The organism is Staphylococcus sp. FSL W8-1207 (assembly GCF_038003745.1).
Taxonomy (GTDB): Bacteria; Bacillota; Bacilli; order Staphylococcales; family Staphylococcaceae; genus Staphylococcus; species Staphylococcus equorum.
The window spans coordinates 1,739,505-1,759,440 of sequence record NZ_JBBOPU010000001.1; the positions used below are offsets into that span (position 1 = coordinate 1,739,505).

23 protein-coding genes are annotated in these 19,936 nt (G+C 41.4%); all 23 read right to left on the reverse strand.

The window, feature by feature from the left end; genetic code table 11:
* Positions 1-357: 357 nt before the first annotated feature.
* Entirely contained in the window at positions 358-537 is a 180-nt protein-coding gene (locus NSR03_RS08770) for a hypothetical protein (RefSeq protein WP_069820702.1), read from the reverse strand.
* A gap of 137 nt (positions 538-674) precedes the next feature.
* Positions 675-2,042: an SH3 domain-containing protein gene (locus NSR03_RS08775; RefSeq protein ID WP_069820701.1), complete on the reverse strand. Its 1,368-nt coding sequence runs from the start codon at positions 2,040-2,042 to the stop codon at positions 675-677.
* 11 nt (positions 2,043-2,053) lie between these two features.
* Entirely contained in the window at positions 2,054-2,365 is a 312-nt protein-coding gene (locus NSR03_RS08780; RefSeq protein ID WP_069820700.1) for a holin, read from the reverse strand.
* Between the two features lie 158 nt (positions 2,366-2,523).
* Positions 2,524-2,883, reverse strand: coding sequence for a hypothetical protein (locus tag NSR03_RS08785; RefSeq protein WP_069820699.1), 360 nt, complete (start codon positions 2,881-2,883; stop codon positions 2,524-2,526).
* 17 nt (positions 2,884-2,900) lie between these two features.
* Positions 2,901-3,053 (reverse strand): hypothetical protein, encoded by a 153-nt coding sequence (locus NSR03_RS08790; RefSeq protein ID WP_176721767.1) that lies wholly within the window; start codon positions 3,051-3,053, stop codon positions 2,901-2,903.
* On the reverse strand, positions 3,043-5,244 hold the full coding sequence (locus tag NSR03_RS08795; protein WP_069820698.1) for a tail tube TT1 domain-containing protein: 2,202 nt from the start codon (positions 5,242-5,244) through the stop codon (positions 3,043-3,045). Before NSR03_RS08795 ends, NSR03_RS08790 begins: the two co-directional genes overlap by 11 nt.
* Positions 5,245-5,254: 10 nt before the next feature.
* Positions 5,255-5,467, reverse strand: a complete 213-nt coding sequence (locus NSR03_RS08800; RefSeq protein ID WP_069820697.1) for a DUF2977 domain-containing protein — start codon at positions 5,465-5,467, stop codon at positions 5,255-5,257.
* The gene (locus NSR03_RS08805; protein WP_069820696.1) at positions 5,467-6,744 is read right to left on the reverse strand and encodes a hypothetical protein; all 1,278 of its coding nucleotides are present in this window, start codon (positions 6,742-6,744) and stop codon (positions 5,467-5,469) included. The genes NSR03_RS08800 and NSR03_RS08805 overlap by 1 nt, the downstream gene beginning before the upstream one ends.
* Before the next feature lie 14 nt (positions 6,745-6,758).
* Positions 6,759-7,733, reverse strand: coding sequence for a phage tail domain-containing protein (locus tag NSR03_RS08810; protein ID WP_069820695.1), 975 nt, complete (start codon positions 7,731-7,733; stop codon positions 6,759-6,761).
* A gap of 16 nt (positions 7,734-7,749) precedes the next feature.
* A complete protein-coding gene (locus NSR03_RS08815) occupies positions 7,750-11,505 on the reverse strand; it encodes a hypothetical protein (RefSeq protein WP_069820694.1) in 3,756 nt (1,251 codons plus the stop codon).
* 12 nt (positions 11,506-11,517) lie between these two features.
* The gene (locus NSR03_RS08820) at positions 11,518-11,868 is read right to left on the reverse strand and encodes a hypothetical protein (RefSeq protein ID WP_069820693.1); all 351 of its coding nucleotides are present in this window, start codon (positions 11,866-11,868) and stop codon (positions 11,518-11,520) included.
* Positions 11,869-11,912: 44 nt separating this feature from the next.
* Positions 11,913-12,284, reverse strand: a complete 372-nt coding sequence (locus NSR03_RS08825; protein WP_069820692.1) for a tail assembly chaperone — start codon at positions 12,282-12,284, stop codon at positions 11,913-11,915.
* Between the two features lie 68 nt (positions 12,285-12,352).
* Complete coding sequence (locus NSR03_RS08830; RefSeq protein WP_069820691.1) at positions 12,353-12,916, reverse strand: phage major tail protein, TP901-1 family; 564 nt, start codon at positions 12,914-12,916, stop codon at positions 12,353-12,355.
* A 55-nt stretch (positions 12,917-12,971) separates the two neighbouring features.
* Complete coding sequence (locus tag NSR03_RS08835) at positions 12,972-13,364, reverse strand: hypothetical protein (RefSeq protein WP_069820690.1); 393 nt, start codon at positions 13,362-13,364, stop codon at positions 12,972-12,974.
* Positions 13,365-13,375: 11 nt separating this feature from the next.
* The gene (locus tag NSR03_RS08840) at positions 13,376-13,729 is read right to left on the reverse strand and encodes an HK97-gp10 family putative phage morphogenesis protein (RefSeq protein ID WP_069820689.1); all 354 of its coding nucleotides are present in this window, start codon (positions 13,727-13,729) and stop codon (positions 13,376-13,378) included.
* A gap of 300 nt (positions 13,730-14,029) precedes the next feature.
* Positions 14,030-14,365: a phage head-tail connector protein gene (locus tag NSR03_RS08845; RefSeq protein WP_069820687.1), complete on the reverse strand. Its 336-nt coding sequence runs from the start codon at positions 14,363-14,365 to the stop codon at positions 14,030-14,032.
* A gap of 3 nt (positions 14,366-14,368) precedes the next feature.
* On the reverse strand, positions 14,369-14,632 hold the full coding sequence (locus NSR03_RS08850; protein WP_069820686.1) for a hypothetical protein: 264 nt from the start codon (positions 14,630-14,632) through the stop codon (positions 14,369-14,371).
* On the reverse strand, positions 14,622-15,497 hold the full coding sequence (locus NSR03_RS08855) for a hypothetical protein (RefSeq protein ID WP_141714481.1): 876 nt from the start codon (positions 15,495-15,497) through the stop codon (positions 14,622-14,624). Before NSR03_RS08855 ends, NSR03_RS08850 begins: the two co-directional genes overlap by 11 nt.
* A gap of 21 nt (positions 15,498-15,518) precedes the next feature.
* Positions 15,519-16,511, reverse strand: a complete 993-nt coding sequence (locus NSR03_RS08860) for a phage major capsid protein (RefSeq protein WP_069820684.1) — start codon at positions 16,509-16,511, stop codon at positions 15,519-15,521.
* 20 nt (positions 16,512-16,531) lie between these two features.
* Positions 16,532-17,149, reverse strand: a complete 618-nt coding sequence (locus tag NSR03_RS08865) for a capsid assembly scaffolding protein Gp46 family protein (RefSeq protein WP_069820683.1) — start codon at positions 17,147-17,149, stop codon at positions 16,532-16,534.
* 199 nt (positions 17,150-17,348) lie between these two features.
* On the reverse strand, positions 17,349-17,504 hold the full coding sequence (locus NSR03_RS08870) for a hypothetical protein (RefSeq protein ID WP_176721766.1): 156 nt from the start codon (positions 17,502-17,504) through the stop codon (positions 17,349-17,351).
* A 163-nt stretch (positions 17,505-17,667) separates the two neighbouring features.
* Positions 17,668-19,527, reverse strand: a complete 1,860-nt coding sequence (locus tag NSR03_RS08875) for a minor capsid protein (protein WP_069820682.1) — start codon at positions 19,525-19,527, stop codon at positions 17,668-17,670.
* A gap of 4 nt (positions 19,528-19,531) precedes the next feature.
* A complete protein-coding gene (locus tag NSR03_RS08880; RefSeq protein WP_256092603.1) occupies positions 19,532-19,915 on the reverse strand; it encodes a phage portal protein in 384 nt (127 codons plus the stop codon).
* Between the last annotated feature and the right edge of the window lie 21 nt (positions 19,916-19,936).

Here is a 19,936-nt window from a genome sequence, read left to right on the forward strand (position 1 = left end):
TTTTTATCTAAATACTTAAAATGTAATTTCCTGCATCCTTTAATGATCTCGGGTGAAAACACTATTATCACGCAAATTGCTATTGTAATAATCATGATAAGTTGAACCCCCCTGATTTTCATATTATAATAATACTTGAAAAAGGGTAGCCCGAATTAATGGGACTAGGTATAAGTGAACCACTTATCTTTGTTGCTAAGGTTTCGGTCTATGAAACCGAGGTGCCAAATTCTAAGTTGTTTTATTAACGCTGGTAGTCGTACTATGAATACGATTAGTAGCGTTTTTATTATGTTTTCCACTTTTACATCCCCTTGTGAAAATTTGTGTATTCAACTTTATGCATAAAAAGACGGCCTATCTCTGACCGTCTACTCTGCTTTCATATAGAAAAGAAGAATAATACCCTAAAAAGCCCGCTACTCCCATAACTAATGCACCTAGTATCATATCCCTTCCAACTGCAACAAATGTTATTAAGAAAATCAGGCACCCAATACCTAATCCTTTAATTATATTCTTAAGATGTAATAACATAACATTCCCTCCGTGAATACAATTCTATATGTTTAATATTGTGCCGTAAACAGCTTTCATAAAAAAATAGGGCAAACGCAAGTACGCGCCTACCCTAAAATATAATATAGTATTGATAACGTGGTGTTTATTTATAATTAACTAAAATCTCCCCATGCGGGACCTACACGTTTACCTTGTCCGTTACTGTAGCCTATAGGCATGTAGACTCTATCCCCACTGCTTACAGTCCACGCTAACCAAATATAACCGTCATAGTCGTACACTTCATCATAATTGATAGATTGGCCATAATGTAATAGGCCTGCAACTGGCCAACCTGTCCACGGCCCATAGTATCTCGTGTAAATATCTGTTGATGCTGTAAATGTAGCTTTTTCAGATTTCCACAAAATACCGTGTTCATTTCTGCGCCATTTATTACCGACTTTTTTACCTTTAGACTGTACAGGTGCTTTCATTTCTACATTAGTCGGAGTTGTTACCGTGTCTGGTATGTTGTCAGGCACGCCAATGATTAACGTTGGGTTGTTATAGTATTTCTTAATCTCTTTGATGAAATAGTCCTGCATTTCTCGTTGTTTCGCTTTCGATGGTGCGCCTTGCTTAATCGGGTCGAAATTAACATGCAATGCCATACTTCTGTGAGGGCAAGCTGTTGCGACAAACTGATTGTGCAGCTTAACCGTTTTGGTGTTCGGCTCAATGCCGTAATACATCATATCAATTGCAGCTTGTTTGAACGTTGTCTGCTCGTTCATCATGAAATCTTTATTGCTTGCACTCATTGACTCATTTACCTCATAGCCTAAATAATGTCCGTTGCCGTATGTGTCTGCTACATGCCATGCAATCCGGAAAGTATCAATAGCACGCCAAATAGTGAAACGGTCTATATAATAATGCGCCACGCCTGCCTCATAGCGTGCAACAGAGGCGTTATTTAAAGCGTTATAGTCTTGCACTGCTGTTCTGCTACCCGCTGTATTGTGAATAACCACGCCGTCAATTGAGCCTACACGCTTGTTCATCGTATAGTTGATGTTGTCATTAATGACCTGTAGCTTAGTTGACTCAGTTGTTACACCTTGCTCTGCGTCCTCGTAAGTTGGGCGAATGACGCCCCAAAACTCATCATAGTCATGGTTTTGAACAAATGCTGCAGGACTCCCCTTATCTGATGCATTATACCAATTTTGGTCAATACTGTCATAATAGTGCTGGTTAGCAGCTACAATGATATTCGTATGCCCGTATTCGCCACTGTCCATAATGCCTATGTCGCCTTGTTGAGGTATGAACTCATCTGTATTTTTGATACGTTGGAATCCGTCAGGTAAATCCTGCGTGCTTAAATCAATCGCGTCCCCTGTAGGGTGCCAATCAAAATGTTCCTTACAAAAAGCAATGATTTCGTCCATACATTGTGCGCCGTGTGCGCCGTCTGCGTCTATCGACTTGCCTATCTGTTTAACTGCCCAGTTTACTGCATCTTGTTTTTTCATCTTTTAACCTCCTATTTCTTAGGCGCTTTTGACTCGCTGCCTGCTCCTAATTTATTAACGTTTTTGCCCTCGCGATTTTTGAACGTTTCCCAAATACCTGTAGCCATTAAGCCACTGATAAGACCGGCCAATAAACGACCTCCGAGGGATAACTCTGTGACGATTTCAGGAATGAAAACAGACAAACCGCCAATAATTACACCGACAAACATACCTGCAACGGGTAGCCAATTTTTAGGTACTACATTCAATTTCTTTAATACTTGTACTAATGCGATTATGATAACTGAAATCACACCTGCAAATGCGATAATTTGTTCCATATATAAAAACCCCTATTAATTTAAAATAAAAAGGCCACCACAATAAGTGATGACCTGCTTGCTATTGACTAGCCAATGCCTATTAGCACTAGCCCCCAATGTACGCCGTATAATACACAAGAACCCCAATCTAGGAACATACTATTCACCTCCTCTCATTAAGCAAATAAAGCGTTTAAACTTGAAGTAATAACGAATATAATAACTAATGCCACAAGCCCCCACAATGCACCTAACAACCATTTTTGAAGGTCTATAGAACGTGCCTCGTTCTTTTGTGCTTGTTCTGTTTGTGCCTGCGATTGATAATAGATTTTATTTAACAAATCATTTTGTTGGTTGTTTGTCTCAAATAAGGAACTGTGACTTTCTTCTTGCTTTTTGGTTAAACTGTCAATTTTATCGTCTATCGTCCAGTATTTCGCTTTTAAATCTTCGAGTTCTGTTTCTAAAGTAGATATTCTATTTTTAACTTCGGCCATTTCTTCGTTTTGCGTTTGGCGTAACTGAACGTCCATTTAATTACACCTGCCTATTACTCGTCGTTATGTTCTACTTGCGATTTGTACGCCTCTAGTTCTCTAGCTGTTGCCTCAAGCTCAGTCTGCAACTTCACACTGCGTTGAATTTCTTCAAATAATCTACTTTGTAATACTGCTTTTTCAATATCTTCTTGGCTATTTGTCATTTATAACTGCCTCCAGTTTTTCTAGTCTTGTGTTTAATTCTTGGTTAGATTTTAAAAGGGTGGAAATCATTTCATAGCTATTTACACTCTCACCCTCAGCCCCTATGAAGAAATCAGGTGTTTCGCGTTCTACAATCACACCATGATGTTTTTGAGAAATACCATCATTAATTTCCCCTTTAAGGTTGTATTCATAAATTTTTAGTTTTTTAATGATTTCAGTAGCATTAGTTTCCCACGACACTATGTTTTGTTTAAATCTCTCACTAGAGCCATACTGGAAAGCACTTGCAAGAATAGGCTTGTATTCAGTCTGCGTCTTATCTCCGTTAACTTCAGAAACTACTTTTACAACACCATCTGAACCTGTACCTAGATACATGTTTTTGTTACTATCTAAAACAATTCCATTATCAAATGATTTTAGAGCTACATTGCCATGCGTACTATATAAAGTTGTACCTCTAGCGTTAGAATCGTAATAATAATCGAAAAACACTAGAGTTCCTGATGTTTCTTCTCCATCTGGCCCCTCTCCATCAAGATAAGTAGATATACCAAAATCAGAATAATAGAGAGACCTGTCTTTATTGTTATTCCTGAACCTTAAATGACCATGTTTAAAACGCGTAAAGGTACTGTCGGTTTCAGTCACACCTCTGAAAGTTCTTGTATAAGTACCATATAGAGATATTTCATCATTTTTCATAGTGATGTACTTGTCGCCATCGCCCCCAACCACATTCACAAGGTTTGCGTCTAACGTTCCACCTCTGATGTAATCCGCGTTTAAAGAGCCTGTGGTAATCAAGTCAGCGTTCAACGAACCAGTTGTTATTAAATCAGCGTTTATCGATCCACTTCTAATGTAATCCGCATTAATTGAGCCTGCTGTTATCAAATCAGCATTTATCTGACCGCGTGTGATTGCGTTGTGGAACGTTTGCCCGCCATCTTTACTGACACCTAAACCACTTGAGTTGAATAGCGTCACATAGTTAGGGTTATCCTTATCAACGGCCATGATACCCTGTTCACTGAATGACAACTCACTTGCTGTGTCCATTAACATTTGAGTAGACTCTTTGATTGCTGCAGGTAGCACTGATCCTTTTATTTTCGCGCGTCCTGTAAGTAAATCATTCATGTTAGATATAACGCCCGATTGTGCTTGCTTGTATCTCGTCTCGCGTTTAGGGTCGCCGACTACGATAGTTTGCTTAGTGACTTTGTGGTGCGCGTCTCGTGTTGTCTTAATCTCTTGTATTCTCAGCAATCTATTAAAGTCGATTGTGTCATCTATGACAGGTATTTCGTCGCCAATTTCAGGTTGAGCAAAAGGATAATTTTTGCCGAGCGTTACGAAATCAAGCTCAATGCTCATTTTCAGTGACTGCTCAACTTGTTGCCTCATCATGTCGTGCATGAGCTCCTCATCGGTAACTCGGCCATCTGTAACAGGTGGCGCCTCTCTGATACCGAACAGCTCTATCATTGGGCTCGTTTTCCCTTTAGGATATTCCAGCTTATAGTTAGCTGCATGAATATTGTCAGAGCCGTCATAATCAAAATAGCCTTGAACATAGGTATAAAAGTTTGTTGCGTCCTCTTCAAAACTTATATCGTTTGCGTTGAGTTTCTTAGAAATGTAATAAGCTGGACGACGCGAAATGCGTTTGCCCAGCCTGAATGTTTTTGAAGATGCTACATACTGAAACTCAAAGCCGTAACGGTCTAGCCAATTGAGGAGCATTTCAAACTTGCTTTGCCCATCGCCTGCATTTTCCCACTCTTTCGCATACACGCCCTCAAGCAGCACATAACTATAAGGTGTGTCATCAAATATCAAGTTCAGGAAGTCGACGCCTGTACGGCTCCCTGTGACGTTCTCATACACTCTGTGTGTTTCTAAATAGTCGAACTGTGCCTCTTTAGCTGTGATTTGCACGACTTGTTTGTCTTTATATGTTTTTCTGTTTGCAATAACGACAACATAAACCATGTCGTCAGGTTTACCTGTGATGTTCTCTACCTGCCATAGTTTAGATATATCGTTGATGAAATGCGCCGTTTGCTCGTTCTCAATCACATTGAATGTCAGCATACCGTCACTGTTCATGCGTACTGTGTGATTGGTTACTGTTTCAACAGGGTAGGCATTTCCGTTTAGGTCTTTAAGAATTAAAGCCATGTAATACCTCCTATAAATGAATTTCAGGTGCTACATAATCAGGGTTAGTCTTAATATTGCCGTCAACATATAAATAATATTTAAAGTCAAAATTTTCTCTAAAACTATCAGGAAGAACATCAACAGGAATATCTATGCCATTCACGCCGCCTATGATTGCGTAAGCTGTTATCTCATTATTTTCATTTACTTTAATGTTAATTGTCTTAATTTCATCTTCCATTAAGTAATCCCCCATATTTTTAATATAGTGATTCCGCTATCGTCAGATGCTGTACCGCTAAAAGTCAGCGACCTTTGTGAAGTTATCTCTAATTCAGTAGGAGAGTTTTTATTGAGCGTCATTTCGTAAAGTTTGCCCTCGCTGTTATCCCCGTACACATTTGAATAATTGATAGAAATACCTACACCACTCTCGGCATCAAAATTGAAAATTTCATTACCACCTGTACGGTTTAATTTCACTCTTAACTCAGTAAAGTTTTCATAAGAAGTATTAAGGTTTATTAACTCTCCAGTAGTTTTAGCTTGTCCCTCAAACAAAACAGTTCTTGTCATACCTGTTAGCTCTTTCCAACCATTATCTGCACCGTCCGTGTGGATTGTTTTTACAAAATATCTATTCGAGTAGCTGTGAATTGCATGAATAACTTTTCTTTGGTTGTAAGACTCTGTTACAGTAACCTCATAAAATCCTGCATCGTCTAAAGGGTCGTTGACAAAACCGCTCGATTCATAACTTCCAGCTTTTAAAGTAAGCATATCAATGCCTACATCTAAAGATTTGAAAGCGCCGTTATCTTCCGTCAATTTATATTTCTGCCACTCAGTCGTGTCTGTATTTTGGAAGTCCTCAAGAGCTGTGATAGCTGCCTGTTTAGCACTATCCACCTCAGCAAGCGCTGTGTCTTGCTTGCTAGTGAGTTGAGCCATATGGTCATTGAATAATGCTGTCAGGTCTGAGGCTTGTGTTGTCATTTCTGCTCTTATTGTGCTTATTTGGCTCTCAGTGTCCGTCTGTGTTTGATTAATAGAATTTACGGCGCTTTGTTCCGTCTGAGTAATACTCGCCTCAGATTGCGTCTGTGTGCTTTGTATAGAGTCGATGGCTGAGGTCTTAGTATTCTGCACCTCAGTTGTGATGCTCTGTATCTGCTTTTCATAAGCAGCAACGATTGCAGCGAGCTCATCTTTGAAAGGCTCGAACGGGTCGAGGTCTATCTCGCTGAAAGGCTGCCATTCGCCTTGTACGAAACCATAAACACGCTGCTCGTCAATGACTGTGATAAGCGCTTTGTCGCGTGCCTCGTTTGGCAGGTCTGCAGCTGTTTGTACAGGCTCAAGCATCTTCATCGTGTTTGCGTCTTTGATTTCTCCCCACATGTTCTCGCTTATGCGTCTGTCAGTTTCATCAATTAAACTGTATAGCTCTTTGTTCATGTAGTTATGGTTTTCCATGTTCTCAAGATTTAAAGGCAAAGTGATTTCTTTTCTTGCCATACTGTCATGACCTCCTATAAGTAGTAAAAACGACACTCGACCTCAATAGTCAGGTCATAAGTGCCGTCAAACATTAATTTATTTAAACCCACGTCCAGCGCGGGTTGTTGGTAATTTGTAGCATTTAGAATACTTAATCCATTATTGAAATATCCGCCAACTTCATAAGTGATGACGTCCCCAACTCCGATGTTTGCTGCAGCACCGTCAATCTCAATATTAAGGCCGTTAAAGCCAAAGTTGATAGTGCTGTTTAATTCCTGATTAAAAGTGAGCCTTAAAATTAAATGTTGGTTGAATTGGTCAATCGGCACATCGCCGAAGTTGTACACATCGAATGATGTTGCTGTGTTCACATCAAATGAATACTGCCTTGTAGCAGGGTCTCGGCTGAGCCCCATGCCGTACGACCAAATGGGGTTTTCTGTATAATGCAAACCGTCACGCTCTAAATCTGTTGACGTCCCAACACTTTCAGCAAAGGGCAATTCAGTCGTATGAAACGTGAGCTCGCCTTTGCCTTTAGCATTGTGTTTATTCTGCTCTATCTCAGTAGCGCCTGAAAGCCTAACAAGATAGCGTTTGCCTGTTGAAATTTCATTGCTGGATTGCGTTTCATCGTACGCTGTATCTCTGCCGTATTGGTCTTGAGATATTGCGTTCGAGTCTTTTGTATCTTTGAAAGTGTAGCCTGCTACTTGCGGTCTACGCATTTCCTGAATGTAGTATGACTCTGTGCTTGTTGTGATCTTGTATATCAAGTCTCTAAATAGTGGATAAGAGGCCATGTTTTGACCTTGAAAAGAAAAGGGAACGCTTATCTCGCGCCCCTTGTAAGTTGCCCCCATATCGAAAGAGCCATGCAGCCCTTGTATGTTTTGTGTTTGCTCTTCCATTTCTACACCACTAATCACAACGTCACTGACTTCGACGCCATACTCACCTAATGTGAACGTGTCGCCATTTTGTCGTGTGATTTTTAGGTCGATAGGTCACACCTCCTTATTAGAATGATAGAACTTCGCCGTCACGTGCATTTACGCCGTTTACCTTAGCTGTTAGGACTTCGTCGTCAGTGTCTAGCTGTATACGTAAGTTCATTGTGCTCGGCTCAGCCTTAACTGTCGTCGTGTGGCTTGCTGTTACATGCCCACGAGTCGATAGGTTGTTCAGTTCGCGATTAATACCTTTAACTGCAGGTTTAGCTTGCAAGTTAGGATTGAAACTATTTGTTAATCTTTGAGCAAGTTGAGCAGTTTCACTTACAACATTTCTGCCCTCTTTTTCCATACCTACACGCATACCTGCAATAGTGTAATAACCAATATCTTTAAACACACGTGACGGGGAATGTATATCTAATGAACTTCTAATTTTAGAAGCTGCAGCATTTGCAATACTTCCTGCGGTAGCCATTACTGCGCCACGCTGTGAGTTCATACCTGATATAAATCCTTGCATTGCAAACGAGCCTGCTGAAGTGAATTGCCCTTGTGCTGCTCTCATGCGAGCAACGGATTGATTCATCGAGCTAGTGACTACCGAGACAATTTGGTTTCCGCCACTTCTGAACACGCTCACTGTTGCACTCATCGTAGAGCTTGCAATACTTCTAATCTGGCTCATTGAGCTAGATGTGATACTTCTCACATTTTGCATGCCTGACTGCCACGCACTACTGATACTACTGATGCCCTCAGTAAATGCGCTACGGATTGAGGACATTTGAGAAGATACCGTACTTGTAATGTTTGACATCGCACTTGATGTTGTACTTTGTAACTCATTCATACTGCTAGTGAAATTAGAAGATACGCCTGATAAGCCTGAACTCATTATGGATTCTACTTGTGCCATTCCTGACTCAATACGTGACACCATATGACGCATAGCTGAGCCTGCGTTGTCCGCCATATTTTTAAACTGGCTACTAACGTCTGAGTCCATACCTGATACGCTGCTACTTGCAGTACTACTCATAGAATTCATGGCGCTAGATACTGAACTGTTCATAGAATCAGTTTGAGAGGTACTACCTGAGTTCATATTCATAAATTTGTTAATCGTTTCTGTATCCATGCCTGATGTAGCAGCATTTGCCCCATTTTTCATGCTATTCATATTATTTGTAACACTGTCGCTCATGCCACTAGCAGCCGTTGTGGAACCATTTTTCATGCTATTTAGATTATTTGTCACAACTGAATTCATTGAGCTAGTTTCTGTGTTTCCTGACAAGTGCATTTTTGCGAAATTTTGAGTTACACTATTGTTCATCCCACCTGATGCTGTTGTAGCACTATTTTTCATGCTATTCATGTTTGTTGATACGCCTGAACTCATGCCTGACATAGCATTCATAGAGTTACTCTTCATTAAATTCATGTTGTTCGTAACGCCTGATTGCATTGAAGTCGTGTTTGCAATAGAATCCGTAGATGCTTTTTGCGTACCCAACGAAAGAGAATTGCCTATTTTATCTCCAGTACTTTTTGCTTTGTCCCCTGTTATGCCTAATTTGTCAGTCAACCAATCCAACGCTTTGCCTAATCCATTTATGATAATATCAGCAAGACGTTTCAATGAATCGATAACAGGGTCAACGATATTACGGAACCATTCAAACTTTTTATAAAGTACAATGACAATTGCAACGAGTGCTGCTATCACCGCTATTACAATCCATACGGGCGCTGAAATTGCACCTAGTGCAGCTGCAACAACGCCTGCTGCGCTCGCTAACACGCCGAATAATCCACTAAGAACACTTACGACACCTGACACAATAGCGATTGCACCTTGCACCATAAAGAATATACCTACAAGCGTCCCGATAACTGAAATTACGGTTAATATCCACTGATTAGCCTCTATAAATGAAGCTATCCAACCTGTGACAGCTGCAACAACTTGAGCGATACCTGCAATTACAGGCATAAACGCTTGAGCTAATACACCTAAAACGGTAACAATGCCGTTGAATATGCCCATAAGCACTGTACCTACCGCGGAGATAATAGTGCCTACATTATTCCAAATACTTATTACGTTACTTCTAAATTGTTCGTTGGTTTGCCACAATTCAACGATAGCCATGACTACAGATGCAACTACACCAATGATAGCTAACATGCTAGTTGAAACTAATGTAAACGCGCCTCTTAAAGCAGTTAGTACGCCTCTGAGTAGTCCTGATTGCCTAGCAAAGTTGATAAACTGTCCTATTAAAGGTATGACCGTTTGAGTCACAAAAAGGATTGCGGGCGCTAAAGCCATGAAAATGCCTGACAATGTAGCTACTACGCCAATGATCATTGCCATAACTGAATTTGACTCAGTAAGTTTTGCAAGCCACTGAGTGAACGAGTCTACAACTCTTAAAACAGCTGCTGCAAGTGGTGCCATACCAACTGCTAAATTAACTATAATGTTAATAATATTACCTATAACACTTAGTACAATTGGGCCATTTGTTTGTACATAATCAACAAATTGTTGGAAACCATCAGACTCTGCTATTGTTGCGCTCCATTGCTGAAAACGATTAGCCATTTGGGCTAACGATGTGAAGATTAATTGCGAGTTAGGCGCAAATGCTTTCATAAGGTTAAAAATACCTCTAAACGTTGAGCTGAATATCTCACCTATGATAGGCAAGTTCGTTTTCACAAAGTTTGTAAAATCTTGAATGGCTGTACTGCCCTCAACACTTGTAGCCCATTGATTGAATGATTTACCCATGTTCTCAAAGCCTTTAGATACCCATTCAGTCAGTGGCGCTAAATTCGTCAGAACTGCAATCAGACCTGAGCCGAATGCACCTGCTGCACTTAGCATGTTGTTGAAGATACGCACACCAGTTGAGCCCATCATGTCAAAGAAGTTTGATGCAACTTGTGAGTTTTTAGCCCAGTCAAGCGTTGCTGCACTTGCGACCTCCATGTCTTGAGCTACACCTGATAGGAACGGCGACAAGCCTGCAAGTGCGACTTTTGCAGTGTTCACTGCATTAGCTAGTGTGTTGAATATCTCTGATTGATTTTGAGCAATAAGCCCTTGCCATGCTGACTTGAGGCTCTCCACTGCTGATTGATAGTTCTGCACTTCTTCCGTTACAGTTAATGTTCCATCTTCAACCATTTTTAAAGCAGTCATTGCCATAGCTCCGAAACCAACGGCTCCAGCTCCTGCTGTTGCGAACGCGCCAACCATACCGACTGCTCCGCCTGCCACGGCTGCGGCTGCGTTCAATACTGCCATTAAGGCAGGTACTAATGACGCGATTGCAGGTACGAGCATAGTTATGCTAGATAGCATGACACCTCTGAACATACTACTGAAAACCGTGCCAGTAGTCCTTACGTCATTTGCCAATTTATCAAGTGACCCACCGAAATTGTCGATAGCATTATGAACTGCATTAATAGCTTTTCTTGCAGGGTTTCCGTCAACGTCTAAACGTGTACGGTGTTTGTTCGGGATTGATTTCAGCATGGCTTTGAAACGAGCAATTTGTGCTGATGCTGCTGAACTGTTCACATCTAACGTTGACTTAGCTTTCATGCTGCTAAATGAGTCCATTGAGCGCCTAGCTGCTTTCATCTTAGCTCTAAAACTTGACGTATCTGCACCAACCTCAGTATCTTTCATGCTCTCAGCTGTTCCTTTAAAACGTTCAGCAATACGTTTAGCTTGATTAAAAGCTTTTCTAAATTTGGAGGTTTTAGCGTCAATACTCGTGCTTATTTGATAATCTGCCATGTAGTCCCTCCTTTACTTTGATTTATGTTGATTTTTGATTTGTTTCAGCACATCAAGCGAGGGCATGTTGTCATCTTTTTCAGATTCTTCGCCCATCTGCACAGGCTCGCCTTTGTTCAAGCGCTCTATGTTTTGCTGATAGTGAACAATGTCATCTGCACCACTGAATTTATACTCACTTTCGCCTTTTTTGCCACCTTTTTTCTTCTGCTCTGATTTAACATCACGGATAGCAAAGGCCAGTCGATAAATATCGTACTCTTCTTTGAGTTGCTCGTATTCTCGAGCGTACATGCGAAAATTGAACTCAGTGAGCGTCATCATTTCTATTTCTTTCAAATCATAAATGCCTAATTCACTCATACAAAGAATAATTATTTTGTCATAAGTGAGTTTAGGCTGCTTTTCTATTTCTTCGCTGCTGTTTTCTTCTCTTGTCTGTATTCCTTCGGTACGAGGCTTTGGGTCATAGAGCGCTTTCCCAGCTCCTTAAGTACATCTTCGGCGAAAGCCTCATACCCTTGTTCTTCTGCTATTTCGTCCAACACTTCTGAGATTTCTTCGTCTGATTTAGGGGATTTTTTGTGATGTGAAGTTGCTGCTACAATCGTATGCCCAATTGATACAGGGTTTGCTTCTTGCAAGTTAGGTACTAACATTGAGATACCTTGCCCCATAGTTAACTGATTCATTTCCATTCCTAGTTTCTTATCAATGTCATTCATGAATTTAAATCCAAATGATAATTCGATTTCTTTGCCGTTAAATTTAATTTCCATAATATAATTACCTCATTTATTTTTATTTTTTATTAAGAAAAAGACGGGCTATATGCCCGCCTGTGCTATTAGACTGCTGCTGTAGTAGTCGTTGTTGTAGTTGGTGCTACTGTTGTAGTAGTCGTTGTCGTTGCAGGGTCATCGGCTGTCGTGTCGTGGAATCCGTAAGCTGTTTTATTTTCTTCAATCACTGTAGGTAATGTTGCAAAACCTCTTACTTTTTTACTTTTAACAGTAAATTCAGATTCAAATTCAGCAATAGCGTCAGCCTCGTTTGTACGTGTGATGCTCGCCCATGTGCCTTGACGGTATTCAGCTTTGTACTTTTCAGAATCTTCGCCTGTACCTTTAACTCGTTTGTTAAGAATCCATAACTCGTACTCTGTGCCATCTTCGGCAGCGTCCTCGATTTCGTCACTCAACTCGTCATCAACGTCCATATAAGACGTGATAGTTACAGTTGACTCTAATGTCCCGCCTGATGTCACTGTGCCGTCAATTGTCGCCTCTTGGTCTGAGTCACGTTCTGTTTCACGTTCTAACTCAGTAATCCACATGATTTTATATGCCTCTGTTGCATCGCCTAATTTACGAACTAATGCAAGCTCGTCAGTACCTTGTTTAATCGCCATATATAATGACCTCCATTTATTTAATAATAAAAGGCACACCTGCTATGAGGCGCGCCTAAAGTGTTTGAAATTCTGAATCAATGATCGTGTGCATCAAATTTGTATTTGTCGTATCATCTGTAACATTATTCGTGTTAATGCTAACTAGCGAAACTTGATAGGAGGGTAGCTGTTCAGTTTTCATGAGAATATCTTGAATCTGAACATAAAGCCTGTCATGCGTCTGTAGGTCATTCGCGTCGCTCCATAAGTGAATACGTGCTTTAGGCTCGCCACCGTAATTGTCGAATGATTGAACTGATACAAGGTCTTGTATTTCTTCAATCGCAATGAACGGATAGCCTAGCTCTGTGTATTGGTCAACTTCTCTGACGACAGGTGCACCTAGCTCGCTGAACGCTTTATAAAGATAATTAAATAGTTCATATTTTATTGATTGCTTAGCCACTTTCTAACCTCCTAACTATTTATGAGTCGCTCTATGTCGGCATGTATTTGCTTATCATATTTCTGATATATCTGACGCATAAAGGTCTCGGGCGCCATGAAACGCGTTCCGTACTCAAGAAAACCTGAGTAGTGCGCGCCTGATGTTATGAGATAACTCAATTTGCCCTCTTTCGTGTCCTCTACCAATCGGGCTAGGTTGCCCGTCCAGTAGCCTTTAGTCATAACGCGTGCAGCCTCTTTGACTGTATCAGCGCGAAACTGTTGACTCCTCTTCTTGAGGATAAAGTCCACGTCGTCCTCTATGTCGTCCTCAGCCGTCTCAAGTGCCTTTATCAATCTGCCTGCACCTTTAACTCTTACCATTGTTAACCTCTTCTAAATACATCACTGTGTCGTGTCTGTAGTAGGTATGTTGAACAACGGTGTACTCTCGGTCGTCCATATAGGCATGATTGATTTTGCCCCTCACTTGGCCCTGCAAGCGTATGAGACTCACGTCACGTTGCACATTGCCGAATGTGACTGCTGTGCGCTGAGGCGATAAAGGCGACCTGTGACAAGGCTTATCTGTGTAAATGATTTGTTCAGGCTCTTCGGTTTTACCAGTGTCAGGGTTATAGGCTGAGTCGCCTCTAAAGGCGAGCGTCACTCTTTTATCGTATCTCAATAAAATGTAACCTTTCCGACTTTGTATGAGCTGTTATTGCTCGGATATAGGCGCTCAATGAAAACCATAAATTCCTCAAAGTCGTCATCTTGAAACTTTGTAGAGTGGCCATCGAGCGTTTCCGAGCTCATACCCTCAGCCCCGACACGGTTGTAACGCTTAACTGCTACCTCTTCGACAACAAAACCGAGCCTAGTAGGTACTGTTGTCTCTTCGGGAGGCAGGAAAGCAAGCAAACGCTGTTCAGTCAATTTGATTAACTTCTCAAGCTGCTTGTCTTGCTTATTGTCTGTAATGCCAATAATTGTCTTAACATCTTCAAGGCGTGCCATGCGTTACCCCTCCAATGCTTTTAAAATTTCAGCTTTCGTATTATCCTCTGAGACTTTAATGTTGTGTGCCTCAGCAATCTCTAATAAGTCAGCTTTTTTCGAGTTATCCACCACATCAATTGCTATGAACTTAGTATCATAAGCATTTTTCTTTTGATTGCTTAGCTCTTTATAACGCTTGATAGATAAGTTGTCGATGTAGTCGCCTTTCACATAAGGCGTGTCTGATTCTTTGTCCCTAAATGGAACTAAAACTCTATACTTCATAATGTGCACCTGCCTTATTTAGTTTTTCTACATATCTGTAACTTGCCTTTGTCCTATCAACATGGCTTAAATCAGCCGTAAAAGGCGATTTATTGATATAGTCTGACTTCCTGAAAAGGTGGTCATGCTCTGCTGTCACACCTGCGTTATGCAAGATATGCACGTCGTTAAAACGCTCAATGTCGTCAGTTGGGAAAATGAAGTCAAGCACCTCATGAGCTACAGGCGTAATGCCAAAGTAGGCCATGTTGTAAAGTGTCGAGAACATTTCGACCGTCCATTTCTGAAAATCAGTGTCTAAATCTTTAACAAATCGCCACATTTTAGCTGAGTCTTTATATATCTTGCCAAACTGATGAGCTTTAGGCTCACACAGGACGTACTGAGCGCCTATACAGTCCATGTTTTCTATATCAGATAACTTAATACCTACAATGTCTGTAAGGACTTGTATGACTTTCTGTGCGTTCCTGCAGCTATAAATATAATTTAAGTCCATATATCCTGAGCAATCCGAGCCGTACCATCGCTCAGGGCTGATAGGTCGTTCACTCAGGTCAGGTATGGAATTGAAAACTACATCACTGTCGATATAGTAATACGTTTCTTTTTCTCGGTCTGAGTTTTCCAGCAAGTACCTATACATCAAGTAAGGCTTTAGGGAGGGAATGTATGACTTATCAGGGCGGTTATCAGCATAAACATGAATATTAATATCAAATTTAGCTTTAAGACGCTCGATGACACTGCTGTCATGCTCTGAGAACAAGACAACAATGTCTGAAACCTTTACGCCGTTTTGCTGTAAGTCATATACTGCCGTCGCTACTTCCCACTCAAAGCGCTGTACTGCTGGCTGACACATTATGAACTTAGTCATAGGCTATTAAACCGATGCTGTAGTTGATGTAGTAGTTGTCGTAGACGTTTCGCCATCTTCTAATTTAGCGAACGCGTCATCTTTAGCAATCAATAGCGCTACGTCCATAGTTGCACGTAATGCAATTAACTCTTGCTCGTATAAGTTTACAGGCGAGCCGTCAGCGTTTTGGATTGTTGATAATTGCGCTTGTGTAGAGATTTCGTAGCTGATGTTGTACGGAATGCCGTAATATAAGTGGTCGAAGTCGCCAGCATATAACGTGCCTTTAGGCATGTCTGAGCTCTTCAAGTCTACTGCTTGAATGCCGTCAATCGTGTTGCTAGAACGGTCATAAATAGACTCGCCGACAGGGTTGCCGTTTGAATCTAATTCGCGCGCTTGGCGTAAAGCCGTTTTGTTTTGAGATTTAGAGATAAAGCCATTTGCCTCTACATCGTCCTCAAGTAACACATCTTGCAATTCTAGTAAGTTGTCGTAGCTGATACCGCCAGTTACAACGTTGCCTGAGTTAACTGCTGCTGTGTCGATTGATTGGTTGAATGGATTCTCAACGTTCAAGATACCTGCAGCATCAAATTTCTTGCGGAATGCCTCTGCGATTTGAGGTTTCATAGCCTCGAAGAAATCAGCGTAAGTGTAATTTAAGTATTCGCGAGATGCTAAAAGAATGACACCTAATTTGTGAGAGCGCATTGATGCCTCTACGTGTGTAGGTTTAGACGTTTGGATTTTCTCGCCCTCTCCTACCCAGTAAGCGCCGGGTTTATCTGCCCAGAATGAGAATGATTTCTCTGAATTGCCGCCCATATCTTGGAACTTACCTAATTGCATAACTTTCGAGTTTTCTAGCACGTCCTGTAAGATAGGCTCGTTAAATTGATTTAATAAAGTGCCGTCAGGTTGTTCGTGCATTAACACGTTATCAGGGTTAAAGTCTTGCGGTGGTGTGTCGATTTGTGCGAAATGTTGTAAGTTTAATTTAAGTTTGTTAGTCATAAGTTGGTGCCTCCATTTTTCTATTTAATAATTCGTGCGTTTCTTGCCATTTCTTGTATCGAGTTAGAGCCTTTGCTCTTGTTAGTAAAACTTGAGCTGTTGCTTGCAGGCGTACCTTGTCGAGTAACCTCTTTGACTTGTGCCTGTACTGCAGCATCGAACTGTTGCTTGATGCCTTGAATAGCCTCTTTAATCTTCTCGTTATCTTCCAAAGTGACTAAAGTATCAGCAAACTCTGCAGGTAGCTCATTGCCTTTCAGGTCTGTCTCAACGTCTGCTTTAAGGTGGCGCAAGTTAAGCTCTCGCTCTTTATCAGCGAGTTGTTTCTCGCGGTCTGAAAGCTCTTTATCACGTTTCTCTTTTTCAGTTAGCTTTGCATAGCTCTCAGCCTGTTTGCGTGCCTCTGCTTTAGCGTCCTCTAACTCTTGTTGATGTTCCTGCTTTTTCTTTTGTAATGCTTTCTCTACAGCTTTACTGACCTTAGAGTCAACTTCTGAACTTGTGAAAGTGTCGTCTGTTGGCTCAGGGTCTTTCGGGTCTGCAGGCGGGTCTTGTGGTGCAGGCGGGTCTTGAGGCTCGCCGCCCTCAGCAAAATGCTGTAAGTTTAATTTCAATTTATCTTTAGTTTGATTTGTCATTGTCATTTGTCCTCCCGTCCAGTCTTGCCGTTTACCTTGACCACACAATCTGCTGTAAGCCCAACCAGTCAATTAAGCCCAGTCAGTCATAAGTTTCATGTGTGGCGTTCAGTTCGTGTAAGCCCGTACAGTAATTTAGAACAGTTTAATGACTTATTCAGGTCATAAAAAATAGCCACCTACCAGTTAAGGTAAGCAGCTATCCAAAGTCTTTAGGATCTAATTCTCTTGTGTTTTTAGGTTTATTTTCTTTTTGTGCTTGATTGCTCGGGTGCGTCTGATTAAGTTTTATCAACTCTTTGTGTATGCCATAAAGGCTTTCAGCAATCGAGCGTAAACATTCAATAGCTTTCATTATGAAAGGAACTCCTCCTCATTGGCATGTTCGCCGAAACTCTTGCCATCTTTCACGCGTTCAGCGATAACCTCGTCTTGTTCTTCGACTGATAAACCTCTCAGGAACATTGCAGGCGGCTCCTCGCCGAACATGTCTGTATATTCTTTGTACGGATCTTTCATCATAAGCCCAACCTTTCTACTATAACTTTTAACATTTTGATATATAGAGCATAGGATTGCGGCAGCTCTTTCTTGAATATTTCCCTTTTATTCTCTTCAATAAACGCCTCTGCCATTTCTGCAAACGCCTCGTTATTAGCTTGTAAGGGTGTTTTATATACTCTGTGTTTCTTCCAATATGGTTTGCCATGACCATAAGCAATTTTAAAATTACCACCTGTAGCAGCCTCAAGCATATCAGATAGACCTGCCGTGTCCCCTAGATGATATTGTTCTTTATACCTTTTAACGAGCGCTCTGCGGCCGTCATTCAGTTTAGGTTTGCTTGGACTGCTCCAGCCGTCAGTTATATTATTGTCATACTGATACTTAAGCTCTTTTTGCTCAGCTTTAGCTTTAGCATCAAGCTCTTTCTTGATGACCTCGGCCAACGTCTCAATGTCGCCTTTATCGTCAGGCTCATAGTTGTTAGGCTCTGACGAATAACTGCCGTAAATCATATTCTTAGCGCCTTTAAAATCACGCTGTGTATTATAATCGAGCATGTGTGCGAACTCGTGAATTACTGTGCTGTATTTATCTTTGCCCTCACGCTGATTGGCTCCTCTGCCTAATACATCGCGCTCAGCAAGATTGTCAGTGTTCATGCGTACTTTATTAGCGCTCGGGTCATAGTGTGCACCTCTGTTTTTAGGCCTTTTCTCGAGTTTCAGCTCGTCAGCATAATGATTCCAAATCTTACGGAACTCAGCAGCGCCCTCAGCATCTTTATTTGTATCAAACTTACGTTTTAGCTCGTCGGTTTGTTCTTCGCCGATTGCCTCAGTCAGGTTGTCATTGAATACAAGCTCGTCAGGCTCATCGGGCTCGTTCTCTTCCGCCTCTATATCGTCAAGCTCTTTCAGGCTGTATTTGCCCTCGCGCTCTTTGAAGAAAGCCTCAAGCTCGTCGTCAATGTCATCAACTGCAGGCACTGTTGTCGACCTGCAATAAGGGTGGAGCGGCGGAACGTTCACGCCTGCGACCATTTCAGATACTTTTATCTTATTGCCATTGGCACCTCTGCATTCATCTGTTGTGCGGTCATCTAGCTTAGCCACAAACTCGATTGTAGCATCTGCGCCCATTGTTTCCTGATAGTGTAACTTTTGCGCCTCTGACTGCACTCTAGCCGTTTCTGTAATTAGTAAACGTTTAGCATCTGAGGTTGTAACGCCCATCTTCTTTGATAGCTCAGGAACAAACTCGTTAGGGTGGCGTCCTCGTAGCAGCGTATTTTGTACTGTCTTGAGTACCATCTTACGTGTTTGCTCCATATCGCCCCACAGGCGCTCGCTCCATGTCTGACCGTGGAAGTCAGCGTTTACAATCGCTCTGACTTGATTAGGTTTGACTCGAACATCGCCCAATATGCCTGCTTGCCTTTCAACTTCTCTATCAACTGATGTCTCGAGGTATTCGTTCATTTCTACCTCAGTGAGTGCTGTGCCATTAACCATGATAGCTGATAGCTGCTGCAGCAACATGCGCTCACGACTTACATACATCTTAGTATTGTATTGTCTGAGCTCTGAGTTTGCTTTCTCGCTGAAATCTTTGTTCTTCACATACTGTGCGACTCTAGCCTCAAACTCTTTTATGTCTGTTTTCTGTATCTTCTTTTTGGCCTCGTCGACTGTGATGCCCTCAGCTGTTGCGTACTTAGCATAAAAGCTGTATATCTCATTTGATAGTTGGCTCATTGTTGAATTTGTTATCTTGCGTACCTCGTCGATAACCTCATCGTCTTTTTTAGCCTCTATCTGAATAACACGCGTTGCTCGTTTGTGCCAGTAGTCCTTACTTGTTAGGTCTGCCATTCAATCACTCTTTCGTTTGGCCTGTGCCATCTGCTGGAGCTCCGAAACTGTACTCGCGCTTGTCAGCTCTCTCAAGCTCGTCTGACTCTTCTTGCTGCAAGCGTTCAAGCTCTGCTTTAGGATCGTCCACGAATGATAAGAGGCTGAGTTTCGTTTCATCTGACACAATGCCTGACAATTGACTCACAGCCTGTATGTTCTCGCTTAGTGATTTAGGTAAGTTACGATTGAACGTATAAGTTACATCACGTAAAGTCTTGTTACGCTCTAACTCACTATTTAATTTGAGCATTTCTTCAATCAACTTGTAGCGTCGTCTGAGACCTTTTTTAAACAGCCCCTCTTTAATTGCTGTACGTTGCTCTAAACCGAATAGCTTATATTTCATTGCTTCCACAACTGTTATCGT

Excerpts from the sequence above, each read along its gene's own strand:
- NSR03_RS08770 (WP_069820702.1), bottom strand. The coding sequence starts at position 537 with ATGTTATTACATCTTAAGAATATAATTAAAGGATTAGGTATTGGGTGC.
- NSR03_RS08775 (WP_069820701.1), bottom strand. The coding sequence starts at position 2,042 with ATGAAAAAACAAGATGCAGTAAACTGGGCAGTTAAACAGATAGGCAAG.
- NSR03_RS08780 (WP_069820700.1), bottom strand. The coding sequence starts at position 2,365 with ATGGAACAAATTATCGCATTTGCAGGTGTGATTTCAGTTATCATAATC.
- NSR03_RS08785 (WP_069820699.1), bottom strand. The coding sequence starts at position 2,883 with ATGGACGTTCAGTTACGCCAAACGCAAAACGAAGAAATGGCCGAAGTT.
- NSR03_RS08790 (WP_176721767.1), bottom strand. The coding sequence starts at position 3,053 with ATGACAAATAGCCAAGAAGATATTGAAAAAGCAGTATTACAAAGTAGA.
- NSR03_RS08795 (WP_069820698.1), bottom strand. The coding sequence starts at position 5,244 with ATGGCTTTAATTCTTAAAGACCTAAACGGAAATGCCTACCCTGTTGAA.
- NSR03_RS08800 (WP_069820697.1), bottom strand. The coding sequence starts at position 5,467 with ATGGAAGATGAAATTAAGACAATTAACATTAAAGTAAATGAAAATAAT.
- NSR03_RS08805 (WP_069820696.1), bottom strand. The coding sequence starts at position 6,744 with ATGGCAAGAAAAGAAATCACTTTGCCTTTAAATCTTGAGAACATGGAA.
- NSR03_RS08815 (WP_069820694.1), bottom strand. The coding sequence starts at position 11,505 with ATGGCAGATTATCAAATAAGCACGAGTATTGACGCTAAAACCTCCAAA.
- NSR03_RS08820 (WP_069820693.1), bottom strand. The coding sequence starts at position 11,868 with ATGAGTGAATTAGGCATTTATGATTTGAAAGAAATAGAAATGATGACG.
- NSR03_RS08825 (WP_069820692.1), bottom strand. The coding sequence starts at position 12,284 with ATGGAAATTAAATTTAACGGCAAAGAAATCGAATTATCATTTGGATTT.
- NSR03_RS08830 (WP_069820691.1), bottom strand. The coding sequence starts at position 12,916 with ATGGCGATTAAACAAGGTACTGACGAGCTTGCATTAGTTCGTAAATTA.
- NSR03_RS08840 (WP_069820689.1), bottom strand. The coding sequence starts at position 13,729 with ATGGTAAGAGTTAAAGGTGCAGGCAGATTGATAAAGGCACTTGAGACG.
- NSR03_RS08845 (WP_069820687.1), bottom strand. The coding sequence starts at position 14,365 with ATGGCACGCCTTGAAGATGTTAAGACAATTATTGGCATTACAGACAAT.
- NSR03_RS08850 (WP_069820686.1), bottom strand. The coding sequence starts at position 14,632 with ATGAAGTATAGAGTTTTAGTTCCATTTAGGGACAAAGAATCAGACACG.
- NSR03_RS08855 (WP_141714481.1), bottom strand. The coding sequence starts at position 15,497 with ATGTGTCAGCCAGCAGTACAGCGCTTTGAGTGGGAAGTAGCGACGGCA.
- NSR03_RS08860 (WP_069820684.1), bottom strand. The coding sequence starts at position 16,511 with ATGACTAACAAACTTAAATTAAACTTACAACATTTCGCACAAATCGAC.
- NSR03_RS08865 (WP_069820683.1), bottom strand. The coding sequence starts at position 17,149 with ATGACAAATCAAACTAAAGATAAATTGAAATTAAACTTACAGCATTTT.
- NSR03_RS08870 (WP_176721766.1), bottom strand. The coding sequence starts at position 17,504 with ATGAAAGCTATTGAATGTTTACGCTCGATTGCTGAAAGCCTTTATGGC.
- NSR03_RS08875 (WP_069820682.1), bottom strand. The coding sequence starts at position 19,527 with ATGGCAGACCTAACAAGTAAGGACTACTGGCACAAACGAGCAACGCGT.
- NSR03_RS08880 (WP_256092603.1), bottom strand. The coding sequence starts at position 19,915 with ATGAAATATAAGCTATTCGGTTTAGAGCAACGTACAGCAATTAAAGAG.